Source organism: Skermanella mucosa (assembly GCF_016765655.2).
Classification (GTDB): domain Bacteria; phylum Pseudomonadota; class Alphaproteobacteria; order Azospirillales; family Azospirillaceae; genus Skermanella; species Skermanella mucosa.
Map to the genome: position 1 here is coordinate 5183557 of NZ_CP086106.1, position 22778 is coordinate 5206334.

Genomic DNA, 22778 nt, shown 5'->3' on the forward strand with positions numbered 1-22778 from the left:
TCACGCCGCGCGGTCCAGGGAATCCAGGCCCGCCGCCTTCAGCAGGCTCTCCAGCAGCGCCATCCCCTCGGTCAGAAGATCCTCCTGCCCGGCCGCCTTGAGCTGCGCGGTGAGCGACGGCTTGCCGGCGAGCGGAGCCTTCGTCTCCTGCTGGTCGCGCCGCGGCGCGGCGTCCGTGTTCTTCTGCCCTTCGGCCGGGGCGGTTTCGGGAGCCTGCTCGGTCGCCGGCGTTTCGGCCGAGTCGCCCACCTTCAGCTTGAAGTCCACCACGACCTCGGTGCCGGCGTTGTCGCGGGCTTTCACCCGGATCTCCAGCTGGCCCTCCGTATCGGCCGGCGGCGTTCCGCTGAACGTGCCGGACGTCGCGTCGAACTTCAGCCATGACGGGAGCGGCGAGCCGTCCGCCAGGGTGGCCTCGATGGTGATGACCGCGGTGGGGTCGGAATGGCCGAACACACCCGACGGCAGCCTGAAGCTGTTGGTGCCGTCGGTCCCGAACTGCCGATCCGGTATGCCGTTGAGCAGCTGGAGGCCGTCGGCCGCCCTTGTCCCGATGCTGACCAGCTCGGACTGGCCTGCCGGCAGGGTGAACGTGCCGGAGAAGGCGGCCTCGGTCCCGCCGGAGGAGGACGGAGACGACAGAGAGGACGGCAGCGAGGACGGGCTCGCCGACAGGGTGGAGGTCGACTGGACCAGCGGCAGGATGATCATGGCGGGCGGCGCGCCGGCCTGGACCGTCGTCGGGGTCGCCGCGGGGACCGTTTCGGCCGGCTTGGCGACCGGCGTGACCACCTTCGGCGCCGCCTCCGTGGTCAGCGTGAAGCTGGTGGAGGCGGTCGCCCCCGACGGATCGGTGGCGGTCACCCGCACCGTGACCTGCCCGACGTCGGTGCTGCCCGGCGTGCCGCTGAACGTGCCGGTCGCGGCATCGAACTTCAGCCAGCCCGGCAGGGCCGCGCCGGACGCCAGATCGGCCGACAGCGTCACCGTGTCGGAAACATCGGCGTCGGCGAACAGGCCGGCCGCCAGCTTCAGGCCGAAGGCTTCGGCTTCCCGGGCGCCCTGGGCGGCGATGGCGCCGGCCAGGACTGGCGCGTCGTTGGTCCCGACGATCGTGATCGTGGCGGTCCCGGCGGTGCTGCCGCCCTGCCCGTCCGAGACGGTGTAGCCGAACTGCTCGGTCACGGTCTCGCCGGCGGCCAGCCCGTCGTAGTTGCCGGCCGTATCCACCGTATAGGAGCCGTCCGCCGCCACGGTGACCCGCACGCCGGAGGCCAGGGTGACGGCGGTCCCGACCGCGGCGGCGTCCCCCTGGACCGCGGTCACCGTCAGCTTGGCCCCGGCATCCGCGTCCGTGTCGTTGGCCAGCAGTCCCTTGGCCGGGACGGCGAGGGCGGCGTCCTCGGCGACCTCGACGGCATCCGCGACCGCCGCGGGGGCCGCGTTGGCGCCCGTTATGGTCAGGGTGAGCGTCGCCGTGGCGCTGCCGCCCTTCCCGTCGGAGACCGTGTAGCCGACGCTGTCGGTCGTGCTCTGGCCGGCCGCGAGGGACGAGAAGGCCCCGTTGGTGTCGTAGACATAGCTGCCGTCGGCGTTCAGCGTGATCCGCGCGCCCGACGCCAGGGCGATCGCCTGCCCGACGCTGCTGGTCTGTCCGCCGACCGCGCTGACCGCCAGCGCGGCGCCGGCATCCGCGTCGCTGTCGTTGGACAGCACGCCGGCCGACGCCGCGACGGCCTTCCTGTCGCTCTCGCCCAGGCTCAGCGCGTCGGCCCTCGCCACCGGGGCGTCGTTGGCCCCGATGATGGTCAGGGTCACCGTCGCCGTGGCGGTCGCCCCGCCGGCGTCGCGCACGGTGGCGGTGAAGCTGTCGGTCGTGGTCGCCCCGGCCGCCAGGCTCTCGAACCGGCCGTTGGGGTCGTAGCGGTACGAACCGTCCGCGTTGACAGTCAGGAGCGCGCCCGAGTCCAGGGTGATCGCCTGGCCGACCGCCGATCCGCTGCCGTTGACGGCGGTCACGGTCGCGGTGTCGCCCTGGTCCGCGTCGCTCAGGTTGGACAGGACGCCGGCGGCGGCGCTTACGCTGACCGCCGAGTCCTCGAACACGGTGCCGGGATCGGGCTGCGGCACCGGCGCGTCGTTGATGCCGGTGATCGTGACGACCACCGTGGCGGTGCTGGTCGCCCCGCTGCGGTCGGACGCCGTGTAGGTGAAGCTGTCGGTCGCCGACTGGCCCAGGTTCAGGGCGGTGAAGCGGCCGTTCGGGTCGTAGACGTAGGAGCCGTCGGCGTTCAGCGTGAGCTTCGCGCCGGACGCCAGCGTGACCGTCCGTCCGACCGAGTCGGCGGACCCGTTGACCGCGCTCACCGTCAGGCTGTCGCCCTGGTTGATGTCGGTGTCGTTCGCCAGGACGCCCAGGGTCGGCACCGACAGGGTGGTCTTCTCGGTCACCGTCGCGCTGTCCGCGGCCGCCGTCGGGCCGTCGTTCACCCCGGTGATGGTGATGGTCGCCCGGCCCACCGCGGTCCCGCCGAAGCCGTCCGCGACCGTGTAGGTGAAGCTGTCCGTCGTGGTCTGCCCGGCGCCCAGCGTGTTGAAGGCGCCGTTGGGATCGTAGACGTAGGAGCCGTCCACCGCCACCGTCAGCTTCGCGCCCGAGGCCAGGGTGACCGTGCCGCCGACATCGGCGGCCGACCCGTTGACCGCGGTCACCCGCCGGGCGCCGTCGCCGCTGTCCGCGTCCGTGTCGTTGGCCAGCAGGCCGGCCGCACCGGTCGCCGTGACCACCTGCGACGCGGCCGTCGCGGCACCGTCCGCGACGGCCGCCGGCGCGTTGTTGACGCCGGTGATGGTGAGCGTCACCGTCGCGGTGGAGGTGGCGCCGGCCGCGTCGCGGACCGTGTAGGTGAAGCTGTCGGTCCGGCTCTGCCCCTGGGCGAGGTCGCGGAACGCGCCGTTGGTGTCGTACCGGTACGATCCCTCGGCGTTCATCAGCAGCCTGGCGCCCGAGGCGAGCGTGATGGTCTGGCCGACACTGGCGGTCTGGCCGTTCACCGCCGACACGGTCAGTGTGTCGCCCGTATCGATGTCGATGTCGTTGACCAGCACGCCGACGCCGGCGACGTTGAAGACGCTGTTCTCGGTCAGGACGGCCGTGTCGGCCGCCGCGGCCGGCGCGTCGTTGACGCCCTGGACGGTGATGGTCGCGGTCGCCGAGGCCGTGGCGCCGGCCGCGTCGCGGACCGTGTAGGTGAAGCTGTCGGTCGCGGTCGTTCCGGCGGGCAGCCTGTCGTACCGCCCGTTGGGGTCGTAGCTGTAGGATCCGTCGGCGTTCAGCCGCAGCAGCGCGCCGGACGGCAGGGTGATCTGGCGGCCCACCGCGTCGGTCGCCCCGTTGACCGTTGCCACCCGGAGCGTGTCGCCCGTGTCGGGATCGCCGTCGTTCGCCAGCAGGCCGGACGCGTCGCCGGTCAGCGTCGCGTCGGCTGCGACGCCCAAGGCGTCGTCGGTCGCCACCGGGGTGTCGTTGACGCCGGTGATGGTGAGCGTCACCGTCGCGGTGGCGGTCCCGCCGGCGCTGTCGCGGGCCGTGTAGGTGAAGCTGTCGGTCCCGGTCGTCCCGGCCGCCAGCGACGCGAAGGCGCCGTTGGCGTCGTAGCTGTAGGAACCGTCGGCGTTCACCGTCAGCCGCGCGCCGGACGGCAGGGTGAAGGCTTGGCCGACCCGGGCCGCCGATCCCTCGACCTCCGAGACGATCAGGCTGTCGCCCGTATCGGAGTCGCGGTCGTTGGCCAGCAGGCCGGCGGAAGCCGTGACCGACAGGGTCCCGCCGGCTCCCACCGCGCCGCTGTCCGCCGATCCGGTCGGCAGGTCGTTGACCGGCGTGATCGCGATGGTGGCGGTCGAGGCGGCCGAGTTCGGCGTGCCCCGGACCGTATCGACCATGACGTAGCGGAGCGTCGCGGCGGTGTCGCGGTCGGATGCGGGCGTGAAGCGCAGGTCGACCACGCCGGCGGTCAGCGGGATCACCGTGCCCGAGGCGCCCAGCACGATGGTCGTGCCGTCGGCCAGGGTCAGGGTTCCGCCCGAGGCCGACAGGATGCGGATCGCGTCGGGCGAATGGCCGTCGCCGTTGGCCACGACCGACGGCGCCAGCCTGATGTTGGCGGCACCCGGGGCGGCGCTGTCCTCGGGCAGGAACAGGGTCGTGTTGTCGGTGGCGGTCGCCGTGATGTCGCCGCCCGCTGCCGGCGGCTGCGAGGTGGACACGGTGAGGGCGATGGTCGCCGACGTGTCTTCGGTGCGGCTGTCGCCGTCCGAGACGGAGACCTGGAGCGACGGCGCCGTCGCCCCGGCGGTCATGGTGAACCTGAGGGTCTCCAGCGTCGCGGTAACGTCGGCCGGGCTGCCGGTGACGGTGATCAGGCCATCGGTCCCGAGGACGATCACGGCGGAACCGGACGCCGTCGCCTCGACCGTGCCGCCGGTCGGGACCAGCGTCGCGGTGACCGACGCGCTGTCCGCGTCGGATATCGAGAAGCCGTGCAGCTCCATCGGGACGCCCGCGATCGCCGTGCCGCCGGCCGGCAGCGTGACCTGGGACGGCGACACGACGGTGACGGCCAGCGTCGCCGTGACGTCGGGCGAGACCGGGTCGGAGTCGCCGGCGGTCAGGGTCACGCTGCCGGCCGCGGCGCCGGCCGCGGGCGTGAAGGTCAGGCCCGACAATGTGGCGTTGACGTCCTCCTTGGTGCCCGACACGGTCAGGCTCCCATCGGCCCCCGCCGTCACCACGGCGCTGCCGGCCGCGACCAGCCCGACGGTGCCGCCGCTGGGCGCCACGGTGACCGTCAGGTCCGCATCGTCGAAGTCGGCGACGGAAATGCCGGGTATCGCGCCGGTCTGGCCGGCGGTGACATGGATGTCGGCCTCGGCCGGAAGGGTGACGACCGGCGGATTGACCAGGGTGATCGCCAGGGTTTCGTCGATGGCGGCCAGCGACGGGTCGGTGAAGTCGATCTGGATCCGGAGCGAGGCTTCGGTCTCTCCCTGGGTGCCGTTGAAGGTCATCCCGGCCAGCGTGGCGTTGATGTCGCTGGAGTTGCCGATCAGGGTGAACAGCCCGCCTCCCAGGTCCGCGACCGCGGCGCCGCCCTGGGCGGCCAGCACCGGGACGCCGTTGGTGGCGGTCAGGCGGACCGTGACCAGGTCGGTGCCGGCATCGCTCAGCGAAATGCCGGCCAGGGACGCCTCGGTGCCGGCGGCCAGCACGACCCCGTCCGACGGAAGCTGCAGCTCGACCGAGCCGGTGATCGTGATCGACAGGGTGGCCTGCGCGTCGGCGGTGCGGCTGTCGCCGTCGCTGACGCTCAGCACGATGTTCGCGCCCGAACCCGCGCGGCCCGCCGTGAAGGTCAGCCCGGCCAGGGTGGAGTTCACCGTGGCGACCGCGCCGGTGATGGTGAGGGTGCCGTCGGACGCGGTCGAGACGGTGGCGCCGGCCGCCGCGGCGGCCGCCAGGGTGCCGCCGGTCGGGGCCAGCGTGACCGTGACCTCGCCCGGGTCGGCGTCGGCCACGGTGATGCCGCTCAGGGACACCGTGGTCCCGGCCACCACCGAGGGCTGGCCCGGCAGGTCCAGGGTCGGCGCGTTCAGGATCGTGAACTCCACCGTCGCCGTGGGGTCGGGGGTCAGCGCGTCGCGGTCGGTGGTCAGCACCTGGACGCTGCCGGCCGTGGAGCCGATGGTCCCGGTGAAGGTCAGGGTGGCGAGCGAGGCGTTGAGGTCGGCGATGGTGCCGGTCAGACGCAGCGTGGTGTCGTTCGGCCGGGTCAGCACGGCCGAGCCGACCGCGTCGATGCCGATCTGGCCGTTGGCCGGGACCAGGGTGACCTGGAGCTCCGCCGTGTCGAAATCGCCGACCGTGATGCCGGGAACCGCCTGGGGCACGCCCGCCACAACGGTCTGGGCGGTGGAGACGGCGCTTTCCGGGCTGGAGACGACGTCGATGCTCAGCAGGTCGCTGTCGTCGGCGGTCAGTTCGTCGGCATCGGCGGTGGTGATGAGCAGGCTGGCGCCGAGCACGTTCCGCTGTGCCGTGAATTCCAGCGAGGCCAGCACCTGGTTGACGTCGGCCACCGTGCCGGAGACCTGGACCCGATCATCGGACAGGCTTGTGACGGTCGCGGAGCCGAACTGGGTCACCGTGACGGTGCCCTGGCTCGGCGTCAGCGTGACGGTCACGCTGCCGCTGTCCGTGTCTGCGACGCTGATGCCGAAGATCTCGCTCGACACCCCGGCGACCACCGTCGGGCGTGCCGGCAGCGTGTTCTCCGGCGCCGACAGGATGGAGACCGACAGCCGCTCCGAGGCGTCGGCGGTGGCCGCGTCGCCGTCGGAGACCGCCACGTCGATCGCGCCCGTGGCGCTGCCGGAGTCGCCGGTGAAGCGCAGGGTGGCGAGCGTGGCGTTGACGTCGGCGACGCTGCCGGTGACCGACAGGGCGTTGCCCGATGCGGTGACCGTGGCCGGGCCGGTCAGGGCGACCGAGCCGTTGACCGGGGTCAGCGAGACGGTGACCGTGGCGCTGTTGCCGTCGGCGACGCTGATCCCCTCGATGGCGGTGGCGGCGCCGGCCAGGACGCTGGCGGTGCCCGGCAGGGTGATCCGGGGTGCGGCGGGGTCGTCGTTCAGGATGACGCCGAACGCGGCGTCGGTGGCCAGCGCCGCCGAGGCGGTCGGGTTGGACAGCACGACGCCGAAGGTCTCGTCCGCCTCGATGGCCTGATCGCCCGCGATCGACACGGTGATGGTCTTCACGGTCTCGCCGTCGGCGAAGCTCACCGTGCCGCCCGGCAGGGCGCCACCGAAATCGTCGGCGTCCAGGCTGTCGGTTCCGGTGACCTGCCAGTCTACGCTCAGCGCGCCGGACAGGTTACCCGACCGGGTCACGGTGAAGGTGTAGGCGGTGGTGCCGGCATCGCCTTCCGACTTGGCGGCGTCGGCGGCGGCGATGGCAAGGCGCGACGGCACCACGACGCCCACGGTGGCCTGGTCGACCTGGGTGTCGAGATTGGTGCCGGTGAAGCTGTCCACCGCGCCGGTCAGCCCGCTGCCCGCGGTGCCCTCCTGCAGAGCGGTCGCGGCGCTGCCCTGCGCCACCACCTGGGCCTGGGTGATGCGGGTCAGGTTCTCCAGCGCGTCGCCCGAGCTTCCGGCCGTCGCGGTGTCCACGGCGCCGTTGCTGGCGCCGATCACCCGGGCGGCGTCGGCCGCGACCGCCGCGACGCGGTCGGCGTCGATGCCGGACAGCCGGGCGGCCGCGTTGCGCAGCACGGCCTCGATGACCGTCTGCGAGGACAGGTCGATCGTGGCGCCGGACGGCAGGGCCGACACGGTCTCGGCCAGCGCCGCCAGCACCGCGCGGCCGGCGTCGCCCGAATCGATCGGCGTGCTGGCGGCCCCGGCCAGCACCGAGCTGCCCTGGACCAGCAGGTTGGCGATCTTGGCCGCCTCCGCCTGGGCAGCGACCGCCGTGGAGATTTCCCCGGCGGAACGGCCCGCGGTGGTCGCCTCGACGATCGGGTCGTAGGTCAGCAGGTCGATCCCGGCGTCGATGCCGAGCGCCGTCTTGACGGCCGTCTGGGCCGCCGCGATCTGCGGGTCGGTTGCACTGAGGCCGGCGACGCCGACCAGCAGCGTGGTCAGCGGGTTGATCACCTTGGCGCGCGGGGGCGCTTCGAAGATGCCCTTGAAGTCCAGCCCGGTGGAGATGTCGCGCCCGCCCACCAGGATATAGGGGCCGCTGCCGCCCAGGATCTCGAAGTTGCCCGAGCCGTCGGTGGTCGAGAAGGACTCGCCCTCGTCCAGCACGCTGTTGCGGTTGGCGTCGGCGAACACGGTGCCGCCCGTGATGTAGCCGTCGACCACCACGCCCTTGAAGGTGTTGACGATGACGTCGCCGGTCCGCAGCGCGCCGAGGTTCCGGGCGGCGTTGTTGCCCGCGGCGTCCCGGATCCTGCCGCCGTTCAGGTTGATGTTCTGGCCGACCGAGATGCCGTCCTTGTCGGCGTCCGACGGGGTGACGGTATAGGCGAATGTCAGCGTGTCGGCGGGCTGGCCGGCCACCTCGACCAGTTCGGCGAAGCGGGTGGTCCTGCCGATGGTCAGCGCCAGGCGCGGCGTGCCCAGGTTGGTCCGGTCGATCGCCTCGCTGAACTTGACGGTGAAGGTCAGGGTGTCGCCGTCCACGTAGTTGCCGGCCGCGGGGGCCGTGACCGACACGATGCTCGGCGGAGTCACGTCGCGGTCGTCGTCCAGGATCGTGCCCCGGGCGGTCTCGCGCTGGAAGACGATCTTGCCGTCGGCGAGGCTGGTGGCGACGCCGGTGACCGAGAAGGTGAAGGTCTCGTCCGGTTCCACCGCCGTGTCGGCGGCGACCGTTATGGTGACGTCCACGAAGCCGGCGCCGGATGCCAGCGTCGCCTTGCCGAACGGCAGCCCGCCGACGAAGTCGTCGCGGTCCGCTTGGCCGCTGTTCCGGGTCGGGTTGTCGATCTGCCAGTCGACCACCGTCTCGGCGCTGGTGTCGCCGGTCCGGGTGATGCGGAAGGTCAGCACGGTGTTGCCGGCGGTGCCCTCGCTGGCGACGGTGGCGACCGGCACCACGTCGAGCCGCTGGACGGCGGTCACGGTGATGCCGACCGCCTGCGTCGCCGCGGCGCCGCCGTCCGACACGCTGTAGGCCAGCGTGCCGGCATCGCCGCTGAAGCCGGCCGGCGGCGTGTAGGTCAGGTTGGCGAGCTGGGTCGAGCTCAGCAGCGCGCCGATCTGGACGACCGTCCCCTCGGCCGTCCTGACGGTGCCGGCGGACGGCAGCGCCGTGATCGTGATGGTCAGCGGGTCGCCTTCCGCGTCGACCGGGCGCGTGATGCTCAGCCCGATGGCCGAGCTGTCCTGGTCGATCGTCACGATCTTGTCCGGCTGCAGGACGGGGCCGTTGTTGCGGCCTTCCACCGTGATGAACAGGGTCGCGGTGGAGGTCAGGCCCCCGGCGTCGACGATGGTGTAGCGCACCTGCTCGACCACGGTCTCCCCGGCGTTGAGCCCGGCGTAGGCGCCGTTGGGGTCGAACGCGACGCTGCCGTTCTGGCGGATCGTGACCTGGCCGCCGCCGGCCAGCGTGATCGCCCGGCCGACGCTGGAGGCCAGCCCGTTCACCAGGCTGACGACGCGGGTATCGCCGGTGTCCGGGTCGGCGTCGTTGGACAACAGCCCCCGGGCGGCGGAGAGGGTGAAGGCGCTGCTCTCTCCGGTGGAGACCCGGTCGTCCGTCGCGACCGGCGCGTCGTTCACGTTCGCCACGGTGAGGATGAAGATGTCGGACGCGCTGGCGCCGGCCAGGTCGGTCACGGTCAGCCGGATCGTCAGGGTGCCCACGTCGCCGTTGCCCGGGGTGCCGCTGAAGGTCCGCGTTTCGGAATCGAAGGTCAGCCAGGCCGGCAGCGGATTGCCGTTGGTCAGCGTCGCGGTGCCGGTCAGCGGGTCGCCGTCGTCGGGGTCGCCGAAAGTGCTGGTCGGCAGGGTCAGGCTGAACGCCGAGCCCTGGGTGGCCGTCGCCCGGCTGACGCCGCGGTTGGCGAAGGGCGCGTCGTTGACCGAGAGGGTCCGGACGCTGGTCAGGCTGTCCGCCGTCCTGAACGTCCCGTCGGACACCTCGAGGGTGAACATCGTGGTCTCGACGGTGCCGGGAGTGACCCGGTTCTCGGTCGGGGTGAAGACGATGGCGCGGAGCGCGGCCTGGACCTGGGCGGCGGTGCCGGTGAAGCTCCACACGCCCGCGGCGGCGTCGTAGGTGCCGTTGAGCGAGCCCTTGGCCGGATCAATGGTGACCGTGGCGGTCAGCGTTTGGTTCGGACGGTCGGCATCGGTGACCACGACGTCCGGGAACGGCGTGGCGGTCGCCCGGTCCGTGGTGTCGATGGCGCCGGAGATGCCGGAGATCGCCGGGCCGTCGTTGGCCGAAGTGATCAGGACCGTCGTCGTGTCGTCGCTGGCGCTGGAGCCGGAAGCGTCGAGCGCGGTCACGGTGAAGCGCACGGTCTCGGTGGTGCCGGGGGCGAACAGGTTCTCGGTGGGCGTGTAGACGAGCTGGCGGAGGGCGGCCTGGGCCGCCGAGGCGGTGCCGGCGAAGGTGAAGCTGCCGGTTCCGGCCTGGGTGAAGCCGGAAGCGGTCAGCGACGCCGCGCTGAAGGTGCCTCGGCCGGGCACATCGATGCCGACCGTCAGGGTGAGGGCCTGGCTGGTGTCGGCGTCGGTGACGGTGAAGCCCTGGAAGGGCTGCAGGGTGCCCTTGTCGGAGACCGGCTGGCCGGACGCCGCCCCGCCGAGCTGCGGCGCGTCGTTGGCGGCCGTCGTGGTCACCTGGGTCGACGAGTCGGAGGCCGAGCCGCCGTTGCCGTCGCTGATCGTGACGGTGAAGGTCGTGGTTTCGGTCGAGCCGGGATTGACGCGGTTGTCCGCCGGCGTGAAGACCAGCCCGCGGATGGCCGCCTGGGCCGCCGACGCGATGCCGGTGTAGGTATAGACGCCGCCGCCCTGGCTGGTGAACCCGTTGAGCGTGGTGAAGCTGCCCTTCGCCGCGGCGTCCAGGGTCACGGTGACGGTCTGGGTCTGGTCCGGGCTGTCCACGTCGGCGAACAGGATGGAGGCGAACGGCAGGGCCGTCTGCTTGTCGGTGATCGACTGGGTGCCGGCACCGCCGATGGTCGGCGCGTCGTTCGCCGCGCTGACGGTCAGCGTGACGGTGGCCGGCGTCGGGCTGAGGCCGTTGCCGGCGCTGTCGCGCGCACCTTGGACCTGGAAGCTGAAGGTGCCGCCGTCGGCGGTGTTGGCGTTGCTGCTCGGCCTGAAATAGACCGTCGCCGCTTCCGCCGCGGTGATGACGTCGCCGCCGGCGATCGCGGTGGTGGCCGCGCTGTCCTTGTAGAGCGTGCCGCCGGTGATGGAGGAGATCTTGAAGTGCGTGATCTCCGACCCGTCTGTGCCGCTGCGGGTGATGGCGATGGCGCTGGACAGGGTGTCTTCGGTGGTGCTGGTGGCCCCCGAGACCGTCGGGGTCTCGGCGACTGCGTTGACCGTCACGGTGAAGCTGTCGGTCGCGGTGTTGCCGGCCTCGTCGGTCACGGTCAGGGTGATCACCGAGCTGCCGAACTGGTTGCCCGTCGGGGTCACGGTGACCGTGCGGTTGGCTCCGCTGCCGCCCAGCACGATGGCGCTGTCGGCCACCAGGGAGGCGTTGCCCGAGCCGCGGGTGAGCTGCACCGTTCCGGCCGAGGTCACGCCGTCGCCGACCGTGACGCTCAGCGCGCCGGTGGCGGCGTCCTCCTCGATGGTCTGGTTCGCCACGTCGGAGATGGTCGGCGCGGTCCGGTCGATGGTCACCGTCGCGGCGTTCGAGGTGGTCTGGTTGCCGGCCGCGTCGGTCGCCCGCACGGTGTAGCTGAGGCCGGTGCCCTCGGCGGCGCCGGTGTGGGTCAGCGTGTTGGTGCCGGCGGTGGAGGTCGCCGTGGCGACCACGGTGGTGCCGCGCAGCAGTTCCAGCGTCAGCCCGGCCTCGCCCACGGTCAGCGAGAAGGCGGGATTCGTGGCGTTGGTGATGCCGTCGGCGGACGAGCTGCCGCTGTCGGTCGCGGCCGTGAGGGCCGCGGTGCCCAGCGTCGGCGCGGTCGTGTCGATCACGATGGCCTTGTTGGCACCGAGCGAGCCGGTGGCGCCCGGCGTCGCGAGCGTCAGCGTCGCCGCGTTGCCGGCGCTGTCCAGGATGGTGCCGCCGTTGAGCGCCAGCGCCGCGGCCGAGGCGAAGTCCAGGTCGGCCGAGGTGTCGCCGGCCTGCACCGTGTAGGTGAAGGTCAGCGTGCTCGTGCCGGAACCGGAGACGTAGTTGACCGCCCGGTCGGTCGTGCCGGTCTCCAGCGTGAGCTGGGGCGTGCCGGTGACGGTCACGGCCTGGTTGAATTCCACCTGGATGCTGACGGTGTCGCCGGCCTTGTAGGAACCGTCGGTGGTGGTCGAGGTGACGTTGGTCACCGTCGCGGTCGCCGTGTCCACGGAGGCGCCGGTGGTGTCGGCGGCGGTGGTCGAGGTGCCGTTGGGGCCGCTCGCGGTGACGCTGACGTTGCGGCCGGTCGTCTCGATGGTGCCCGCGGCGATGGTGTAGGTGGCGGTCCAGGTGCCGGAGCTGTTGGAGGCGCTCACCGCCGAGCCGCCGCCGAACTGGCTGAAATCGACCGTGACGCCGGTCAGCGCGCTGTTGTTGTCGCCGGCCGACGTGCTGTTCCAGGTCGCGGTGACGGTGTCGCCGATCCTGAAGGCGCCGCCCGTGCCGGTGGCGCCCGAGATCGAGATGTTGGCGTCGGTGACGGCCGGGACCACGGTCAGGACGACGTCGTTGCCGGTGCCGCCGGCATAGGAGATCCGGTAGGACTTGGTGCCGACGGTCACCAGGCCGCCCTCGGCGAGACCGCTGAAGGTGCCGGTGACGAGGTCGCTGCCGTCATTGTCGATCAGCGTGAAGCTGTCGCCCTGCGCGGGCGTGAAGCCGGCGGTCAGCGTCAGCGTGGCGCCGGTGATGGTCACGGTGCCGGTGACCACGATCTGGTCGTACCCGGTCCCCGCGGTGGTGCCGTCCAGCTCCGCCGACAGGGTGCCGCCGGAGGCGATGGTCAGGCCGTTGTTCAGCGTCAGCGTGCCGGGGCTGTTGCCGGCCCCGATGGTGCCGCCCGAGGCGACCGAGACGGCGCCGGCCAGGGTGCCGGTGCCGCCCAGCGTGCCGCCCGAGGCGACCGAGACCGCGCCGGTGCCGGTGATCGACCCGTTGACCGCCAGCCTGCCCCCGCTGATCGTGGTGGTGCCGCTGAAGCTGTTGGCCCCGGTCAGGGTCAGCGTGCCGGTGCCGGTCTTGACCAGGTTGCCCGACCCGGTGATGGCGCCCGACAGGGTGACCGGGCCGGCGGTATCCAGCGTGCCGTGCCCGCTGCCCAGGGTGAAGTCGTTGGTGATCGCGGTGGCCGTGGTGGCGGTGATGGCGAGCGTGCCGCCGTCGAGCGTCACGGCGCCGCTCAGCGCCGAGGCGGAGCCGATGGCGACGTTGCCGGCGTTGACGGTCATGCCGCCGGTGGCGCCGGACACCGTCAGGGTGCCGGTGCCGATCTTCCGGAGGGTGAAGCCGTTGGCCGCGAGAGTGCCGCTGATGGTCACCGCTTCGTCGGTCTGGACCGAGGCGTTGCCGGTCAGCGTGGTGTTGTTGTGGATCGTCGTGCTGGTCTTGACCCGCAGCGCCGTGTCGGCGGCGAGCGTCACCGCGCTGGAGCCCAGGTTGACGTCGGCCGTCAGCATGACCACGCCGCCCTGGACCGAGGTCGCCCAGGCGGAGCTGTTGTTGGTGCTGCCGGTCAGGTCCACCGTGCCCGCGCCCGCCTTGGTCAGCGTCGTCGAGCCGGTGATGGCGCCGGACAGCGTCAGCGTGTCGGTGCTGCCGGTCTGACCGTAGAGGATCGTGCCGCCGCCGGTGCCCAGCGTGATGGCCTTGGCGACGGTTTGCGCGCCGGTGCCGGTGAACTCCAGCGTGCCGCCGGCCAGCGTCAGGGAGCCCGTGCCCAGGTTCGCGTCGGCCGACACGCTGAGCGTGCCCGCGGTCACCGAGGTGCCGCCGGCATGGGTGTTGGCGGCGGTGAGGAAGACCTTGCCGGTACCCGTGCTGGCGACGGTCAGCCCGCCGTTGCCGATGACGCCGCCGAAGGTCAGGGCGGCGGTGGTCGAGTTGTTGACGGTGCGGGTCGCCCCGCCCAGGTTGACGGTGCCCGTGAAAGTCAGCGCGCCCGAACCGGCCATGGTGAAGGTGCCGCCGATCGCGACGGCGTTGGCGAGCGTGAAGCTGCCGGACCCGCTGGCCCCGATGCCGCCGCCCAGCACGGACAGCGTGCCGGTGCCGAGCGCGGTGTTCGAACCGACCTGGACGACCCCGTTGTTGAGCGTCACGCCGCCGCTGTTGGTGTTGCTGGCGGACAGGGTCAGGACGTTGGTGGCGCTGGTGCCGCCGACCGCGAGCGCCCCGCTGCCGCTGATCACCCCGGCCAGGGTCAGGGAGGCGGTGGACAGGTCGATGGTGCCGCCGCCGGAGCCGAGGGCCATGTCGTTGTCGATGGTGGCGGCGGAGGTCGCGGACAGCGTGCCGCCGTTCAGCGTCACCGTGCCGGCGACCAGCGCGTCGTCGGCCGACACCGCCAGGGTGCCGGCCGAGACCGTCACGCCGCCGGTCAGCCCCGCCTCGTTGCCGGTGTTGGTCAGGGTCAGCTTGCCCGTGCCGGTCTTGGACAGCGCCTGCGCGCCGCCCGACAGCGCGCCTTGCAGGGTCACGTCGGCGTCGGTCCGGATGGTCGCGGCGCCGGTCAGCTCGATGGCGTTGTCGATCGTCGTGGCGGCGGTCACCTGGAAAATGGTGCCGGAGGCGAGGGTCAGCTTGCCGGTGCCCAGGCGGCTGTCGGCATCCACCGACAGCGTGCCGGCCGACACCGTGGTGGTGCCGTCGTAGCTGGACGCCGATGTGGTCAGCGCCACGGTGCCTTCGCCGGCCTTTGTCAGGTTGAAGGTCGAGGACCCGTCGGTGATCCCGCCCGTCAGGGCCAGGGTGGCGCCGGAGGCGGCGCCCAGCGTCGCGTCGGCCGCCAGGGTCACGGCGCCGGACAGGGTGCCGGTGCCGGACGCCGCGTGGAGCGCGCCGATGCCGCCGGCGCCGGTGCCGCTGATCGTCACCGCGTCGGCGACCGTCACGCCGGAGCCGATCCGGAGCGTGGCGCCGCTGGAGACGGTGGTGGCGCCGGTGGTGTTGCCGAGCGCGTTGTTGTGCCCGGCGACCAGGATTCCGGCCGATACCGTCGCGGACCCGCTATGGGTGTTGTTCCCCGACAGGGTCAGCGTGCCCTCGCCGTCCTTGGTCAGCGCGCCCGACCCGGAGATCACGCCCGACAGCCCGGCGGCGGCGCCGCTGGCCACCGTCACCCGGCCCCCGTCGGTGCCGATCGCCACGGCGTTGTTGACCGCCGCCCCGTCGCCCAGCAGCAGGGTCACGTTCGCGCCGTTCAGGGTCACCGTGCCGGACCCGAGATTGCCGTCGGCGCCGACGCTCAGCGTGCCGCCCGAGACCGAGGTGGCGCCATAGCCGTTGGTGCCGCCCAGCGCCAGCGTGCCGGACCCGAACTTGCTCAATGAGAAGCTGCCGGTGACGGCGCCCGACAGGGTCAGGACGTTGGCGGAGGTCTGCACCGTCGCGTTGCCGGTCAGCACCACCGCGTTGCCCAGGGTCAGGGTCGCGGCGCTGCCGAGGGTGGGAAGCTGGAGCGTGGTGCTCGCCCCCAGCGTGATCGTGCCGGTATTGGCCTGGCCGGCGGAAATCCCCGAGCTGTCGCCGAACTCCAGCGCGCTGCCGTTGGCGGCCACCGTGATGTTGCCGGCGAAGCTGGTGCTGTTGGACGTGTTGCTCAGCGTCAGCACGCCGCCGGAGCCGGTCTTGGTCAGCGTGACGCCGGACGCCGCGGTGATCTGGCCGCTCAGCTTGGCGTTGACCGTCGTGTGGATCGTGCCGCCGCCGCTGCCGATGGTGACGGCCTGGGCGAAGACCTGCTGGCCCTGTCCGCTGACGCTCAGGGTGCCGCCGTCCAGCGTCAGCGCCCCGGCGCCCAGGGAGTCCTTCCCGCTGACGGCCGACGGGCTGCCCTTGCCGACGGCCAGCGTGCCGCCGGACACCGTCGTGGCGCCCAGGAAGTTCGTCCTGTTGGCGGCGTTCTGCAGGGTCAGGGTGCCGTTGCCGGCCTTGGTCAGGCTGCCGCCGGCGGACGAGGTCAGGCCGCCGGTGAAGCTGGTGTCGGTGGTCTGACTGACGGTCAGCGCGTTGGCGCCGACCGCGACCGTGCCGGTCCCGGACAGCGCGCCGATCGTCTCGGCGGCGGACGACAGGGTCAGCGTGCCGGTCACCGAAACCGCGCTGCCGTCGGCCAGCGCCGTGCCGCTCGCGTTGTCGAGCGTCAGGCCGCCCGCCGAGACCGTGGTGGCCCCCGTGTAGGTGTTGACTCCCGTCAGGGTCAGCGTGCCGGTGCCGGCCTTGGTCAGCCCGCCGGTTCCTCCGATGACGCCGGAGAAGCTGGTCGAGGTGTCGGCGCCGCCGACGGTCAGGGTGTGCGAGCCCAGCGCCACCGTGCCGCCGCCGTCGAGCGAGCCGATCGCCTCGTCCGCGCCGAGCGACAGGGTGGCGCCCGTGGAGACGGTCGCCGCCGCGGCGTCGTCGAGGGACGAGCCGCCGGACAGCGCCAGGGTGCCGGCCGACACCGTCGTGGCGCCCGTCCGCGTGTTGGTGCCCGACAGGGTCACCGTTCCCGCGCCGGCCTTGGTCAGCGCAGCACTGCCGGCGAGCGGCGCGCTGACGGTCGCGGTGTCGCCGGTACCGTTGGAGAGGCTCAGCGCGCCGCCCAGCGTGATCGTGCTTCCGGCGATGGTGACGCCGTTCGCCTCGTCGAAGTCCAGCGTGTCGCCCGCCCCTGACGTGACGCCGCTGCCGAGCGTGACGGTGGAATTGTCGGCCAGCTTGACCTTGACGGTGTCCGCCCCCGCCTGCGCCGCGCCGCGTGCCAGCGCCTCGCGCAGCGAGAAGCCGTCGGCGGCGTCGCCGTCGCTGTCGCTGTCGGCGCTCAGGTCGGCATAGATCACCGAACTGGTCACCGTCAGGTCGGCGGTGGTGCTGGACGCGGCGGCGTCCGCCAGGGTGAAGCGGATCGTGGCGTCGCCATAGGGCGTGGCGTTGGCATAGCCGATGTTGCGGACCAGCGTCTGGACATTGCCAGAGGTCGCGTTGCCGTTGAAGGTGATCGACAGCAGGCCGGAGGCGCTGGTGTAGCTCCAGGTGGCGTAGGCGGTGCCGCCGCTGGTCAGGGTACCGGTCGAGTCCGCCCCTTTGGCGATGGTCCCGGTCGCCACCACGTCGGCGAGGAAGCTGAACACGTCGTTGACGCTGCCGTCGGCGGTCCCGCCCGCGGTCACCCGCCGCACCGTCAGGGTGCCGCCGTTCCAGTTGGCGTCCGCATCGCTCGCCGTGGCGGAAGCCAGACTGCCGCCGGCATCGGCCAGGGTCACGGTGGCCCCGGTCCCGTCGGCCGCCCCGTTCAGGTCCAGGCTGGGCGGCGAATTGTCGTTCAGGGTCAGGTCGTTGCCGGTGCCGCCCGCATAGCTCGCGCGGAAGGAGCGGCTGTTGCTGGTGAAGCTGCCGCCTTCCGCGACGCCGTTCAGCGTCCCCGTGATGGTGCCTGCCCCCGTCTGGTTCACCACCACGAAGCTGTTGTTGCTGCCGCCCGTCACCGAATAGGTCGGGACGGCGATGGCGGCGCTGGCGGTGGTGAGCGTCACCGCGCCGCTGACCGAGACCTGGTCGTGGTCGGTGCCGGCGGTGAAGTTCGGCGCCGTGCCGGCCAGATCGATCGACAGGGTGCCGGCCAGCGTCAGGTCGCCGGCGATGGTGAGCATGCCGATGCCGTTGTTGGTTCCGGCCACGCCGGGCGCCAGCGTCGCGCCGGAAGCGACCGTGACGTTGCCGGTGACGGTGCCGGTGCCGCCCAGCGTGCCGGCGGACACGGTGGCGTTGCCGCTCACGCCGCCGGTCACCAGCAGGGTGCCGGCGTCCACGGCGATGCCGCCGGTGGTGCTGCCGGTGCCGCCCAGCACCACGGTCCCGGAGCCGGACTTGGTGAGGGTCGAGCCCGCTGCGGAGATCTGGCCGCCCAGGGTGAGCGTGCCGGCGGAGGCGCCGAGGGTGAAATTGGCGGTCGCGGTGACCGCGCCCGACAGGGTATTGCTCCCGCTGACATTGTACAGCGCGCCGCCAGAGCTCAGGCCGGCCCCGGCGACGGTGACCGCGTCGGCCACGGTGACGCCGCCGCTGAAGCCCAGCGAGGCGCCGGTCGCCACCGTGGTCGCCCCGGTGGTGGTCCCCAGCGCGGTATTATGGGCCGCCACCAGCAGGCCGGCCGAGACGGTGGTGGCGCCTTCGTAGGTGTTGGCGCCCGACAGGGTGAAGGTGCCGGTGCCCGCCTTGGTCAGGCCGCCGGTGCCGCCGATGACGCCGGAGAAGCTGGTGGAGGTATCGTTGCCGCCGGCGGTCAGGGTATTGGCCCCCAGCGCCACGGCGCCTTCCCCGCCCAGCGAGCCGATGGTTTCCGAGGCGTTCAGCGTCAGGGTGGCCCCGCTCGCCACGGTGACCGCGCCGGCGTCGGCGATGGCGGCGCCGCCGCTCAGGCTCAGCCCGCCGGCCGACAGCGTGGTGCTGCCGGTGTAGGTGTTGGCGCCCGACAGGGTCAGGGTGCCGGCGCCGACCTTGACGATACCGCTGGTGTTGGTCGAGGAGATGACGCCGGAGAAGGTGGTGTCGCTGGCGTTGCCGACCGTGAGGGCATAGGTCAGGCTGACATTGCCGGCCCCGGCCAGCGACCCGATGGTTTCCCCGCCGCCGGTCAGGCTCAGCGTGGCGCCGGCCTCCACCGTGACGGCGCTGTCGTTGCCGATCGAACTGCCGCCCGACAGGGCCAGCGTGCCGGCGCCGACCGTGACCGAACCGGTATGCGTGTTGGTGCCGGTCAGGGTCAGGGTGCCCGCCCCCTGCTTGTTCAAGGCCCCGCTGCCCGAGATGATCCCCGACAGGGTGGCGGCGGCGGTGTTTTCCACCTTGCCGCCACTGCTGCCGATGAAGAGAGCGTTGTCGATCGTGGTGGCGCCGGTGACCTTCAGGATGGAGCCGGCGCCGTTCAGGGTGACGGTACCGGTCCCCAGGCTGTCGTCGCTCGCCACCGACAGGGTGTTGGTATTGGTGGTGCCGTTGCCGCCGCTGACGGTGGTGTTGGTGTGGGAGTTGTTGCCCGACAGGATGACGGCGCCGGTTGCCGCGCTGCCGGCTATGGTCAGGCTGCCGTTGCTGATCGCGCCGCTGAAGGTGAGGTCGGCAGGGATCGAATTGTCGATGGTGCGGTCGGCGCCGCCCAGGTTCACGGCGCCGGAGAAGGTGAGCGCATGGGAGCCTGAGAAGGTCAGGGTGCCGCCCAGCGTCACGGCGTTGGTCAGCGTCATGGCCGAGCCGACGCGGATCTTGCCGCCGTTGATGGTCAGCGTGCCGGTGCCCGCGGCGCTGTCGCTGTTCAATTGCAGGATGCCGCTTTGCAGCGTGGTGCCGCCCTGATGGGCGTTGGCGCTGCCGGAAAGGGTGAGGGAATTGCCGGCGGCGGTGCTGGTTACGGTCAGGGCGCCGGTGCCGGTGACATTGCCCGACAGGGTGGTGCTGCCGCCGGAGAAATCGACAGTGCCGCCGCCGCTGCCCAGGGTGATGCCCTTGGCATAGGTGACGGCCGCCGTGGCGGCCAGCGTGCCGCCGTCCAGCGTCAGGCCCGAGGTGGTGGAGATGTTGTTGGTCGCCCCGAACGCCAGCGTGCCGCCCGTCACGGCCAGGGCGCCGGTCAGGGAGTTGGAGCCCGACAAGGTCACCGTACCCGCCCCGGTCTTGGTGATGCCGAAGCCCGTCCCGGCGATCGTGCTGCCGATGGTGGCGGTGTCGGCGCTGCCGTTGGTGACGGTGACGTTGCCGCCCAGGGTCAGCGTGGAGCCGGTGATGGTCAGCCCGTTGGCCAGGTCGGTATCCAGCGTGTCGCCGGCCCCGACGGTGGCGCCGCTGGTCAGCGTGATCGTCGTGGTGTCGGCCAAGGCCACCTTGATGGTGTCGGCCCCGGTCTGGGTGACGCCGCGGGCCAGCGCCTCGCGCAGCGAGAACCCGTCGGCGGCGTCGCCGTCGCTGTCGGTGTCGTTGGACTGATCGACATAGATCGTGCTGCTGGTCACCGTCACGTCGGCACTGACCGCGTTGGTCGCGAACTTGTCGGTCAGCGTCAGGCGGATGATGGCGTCGCCATATGGCGTGGCGTTGCTGTAGCCGATGCTGCGCACCAGGGACTGGACGCGCGCGGTGGTGGCGTTGGTGTCGAAGGTGAAGACCAGCGTGCCGGTGCTGCTGGTATAGGCCCAGGTGGCGAACGAGGTGGCGCCGTCCGACACCGTGCCGGTGCCGTTCGAGGCCCGGGTGATGCTGTTGGAGATGGTCAGCCCGGCGCCGGTCAGGAAGGTGAACACGTCGTTGATCGACCCGTCCGCCGTGCCGCCCGAGGTCACCCGCCTCACCGTCAGCGTGCCGGTGTTCCACTGCCCCTCGGTATCGGTGACGGCGGCGTTCGCAACATCGGCCAGGCCGTTGGCGGCATCGGCCAGGGCCACCGTCCGCGTCCCCGAGGAGACCACCGTCAGCGTCGGCGCCGTGTCATACGGTGCCCGCAGCATGAACTCGTTGCCGCCCGACGTGGCGCCGGCATCGGTGGCGGCGTAATAGGCGGTCAGCACCGTGCTGTTGCCGCCGGCGGTCAGCGTGGCGGCCTCGGCCAGCGTGGTGCTCGGGTTCCCCGTGTTGAAGGTCCCGGTGATGCTGTCGGTGCTGTCGTTGGAAATCAGCCGATAGGTGTCGCCGTTGCCTGGCGTGTAGCTGTGATTGACCGTCAGGGTGGCGCCCGTGACGGTCACCGTGCCGTTCACCACCACCTGGTCGTATCCGGTGCCGGCGGTGGACCCGGCGATGTCCACCGACAGCGTGCCGCCCGACGAAATGGTCAGGTTGCCGTTGACCGTCAGCGTGCCGGCGCCGCTGTTGGCGCCCGCCACGCCGGGCGCCAGCGTGCCGCCGCTGCTGACCGTCAGCAGGTTGGACGAACTGGCGGCGAAGATGCTGCCGGTGCCGCCCAGCGTCGCTCCCGTGGCGACGGTGAGGCCGGAGGTGCTGCCGAGCGAGCCGGTGACCAGCAGCGTTCCGGCGCTCACGGTGGTGGCGCCCGTATAGGTATTGGCGCCGCTCAGGGTCACCGTGCCGACGCCGACCTTGGTCAGGTTGAAGCTGCCGCTGATCACGCCGCTGACGGTCAGGCTGCCGCCCGTACCGGCGCCGATCATGCTGGCGACGGTCATGGTCACGGTGCCGCTCAGCGTGGCCGTGCCGGTATCGACCCGCAACGCCCCGGCACTGGAAACGCCGGTGCCGGCGATGCTGACATTCTCGGCCACCGTCACGCCGTTGCCCAGTTCCAGGGCGGCGCCGCTACTCACAGTGGTGGTGCCGGTGGTGCTGCCGAGCGCCGTGTTGTGCGCCGCCACCAACGTGCCGGCACTGATCGTCGTCGTCCCGTCGTAGCTGTTGGCGCCGGACAGGACGAGCGTGCCGTTCGTGACGCCGGAGGCGTTGACCTTGGTCAGGTTGAAGGTGGAAGCGCCGTCGTCGATCACCCCGGAGATGGTCAGGGTCCCACTCGTGAGCACGCCGATGCTGGCGTGGCCGGCCAGGGTGACGGAGCCGCTGACCCCGCTGGTCCCGGAGCTCAAGAGAGCGCCCAGATTCCCAAGCCCGCTGCCGGTGATCGTCAGGTCTTCGGCGATCGTCACCCCGGCGATGGCCAAATTGGCGCTGTCCGCGACCACCGTCCCGGCGGCGGTCGACCCCAGGGCGTTGGCATGGCCCAGTTCGAGAGAGCCGACGGAAATGGTGGTGATGCCGGAATAGGTGTTGGCGCCGTTCAGCCGGACCGTCCCGGCCCCGATCTTGGTGAGCGCGCCGGCCCCGCTGATGATGCCCGAGAGGATGGCGGTGGCGGTGGTGTTCAACCCGCCGTTGATCGTGCCGCCGCCGGCCCCGAGCGAGATCAGGTTGTCATACGTGCTGGCGCCGGCCACGATCAGCGCGCCGCCGTCGAGCGTCACCGTGCCGCCGACCAGCCGGCTGTCGGAGCTTGCGGCGACCGCGCCGCCGCTGACGGTCAGCGCCGCGGCGGCGGCCGAATTGCCGGTGTTGTCGAGGGTCAGGGTGCCCGCCCCGGTCTTGGTCAGGGTGGCGGAGCCGGAAATCAGCCCGGTCAGGGTCAGCGCGTCGCTGCCACCGGTCAGACCGTAAGAGAGCGTGCCGCCGTCCGTCCCAAGGTTGAGCGCGTTGTCGATGGTCTGCGCGCCGGTCCCGGTCACCGTCAGCGTACCGCCGTTCAGCGTCAGCGCCCCGGAACCCAGGTTGGCGTCGGCCGCCACGCTCAGCGTTCCGGCCAGGACCGACGTCGTGCCGGTATGGGTCTGGGTGCCCGACAGGGTCAGCGTGCCGGCCCCCGTCTTGGTCAGCGCGCCGGAACCGCCGATCACGCCCGACAGCGTGGCCGCGTTGGCGTTGCTCACCGTGCCGCCGCTGCTGCCCAGCGTGACGGCGTTGTCGATGTTGGCGCCGGTGCCGGTCACCGTCAGCGTGCCGCCGTTCAGCGTCACGGCGTTGGAGCCCAGGTTGGAATCACCCGCCACGCTCAGCGTTCCGGCCAGGACCGACGTCGTGCCGGTATGGGTCTGGGTGCCGGTCAGCGTCAGGACGCCGGCCCCCGTCTTGGTCAGCGCGCCCGAGCCGCTGATCACGCCCGACAGGGTGACCGCGTTGGCGTTTTCCACCGTGCCGCCGCCGCTGCTGTTCATCGTGATGGCGTTGTCGATGGCGCCGGTGCCGGTCACCGTCAGCGTGCCGCCGTTCAGCGTCACGGCGCCGCCCACCAGCGTGCCGTCGCTCGCCACCGACACCGTACCGCCCCTCACCTCCAGCGTGGTGGCCCCGGCCGAGTTGCCGGTGCTGGTCA

At 72.0% G+C, this 22778-nt stretch carries 1 protein-coding gene (running past one end of the window); it reads right to left on the bottom strand.

What is annotated here, in order from left to right; translation table 11 throughout:
- On the bottom strand, positions 1–22778 hold the 3' portion of the coding sequence (locus JL100_RS36575; RefSeq protein ID WP_267133590.1) for an autotransporter-associated beta strand repeat-containing protein. Its footprint extends 7855 nt past the window's final position; the window shows 22778 of its 30633 coding nt (coding positions 7856–30633); its start codon lies beyond the right edge, outside the window; the stop codon is at positions 1–3.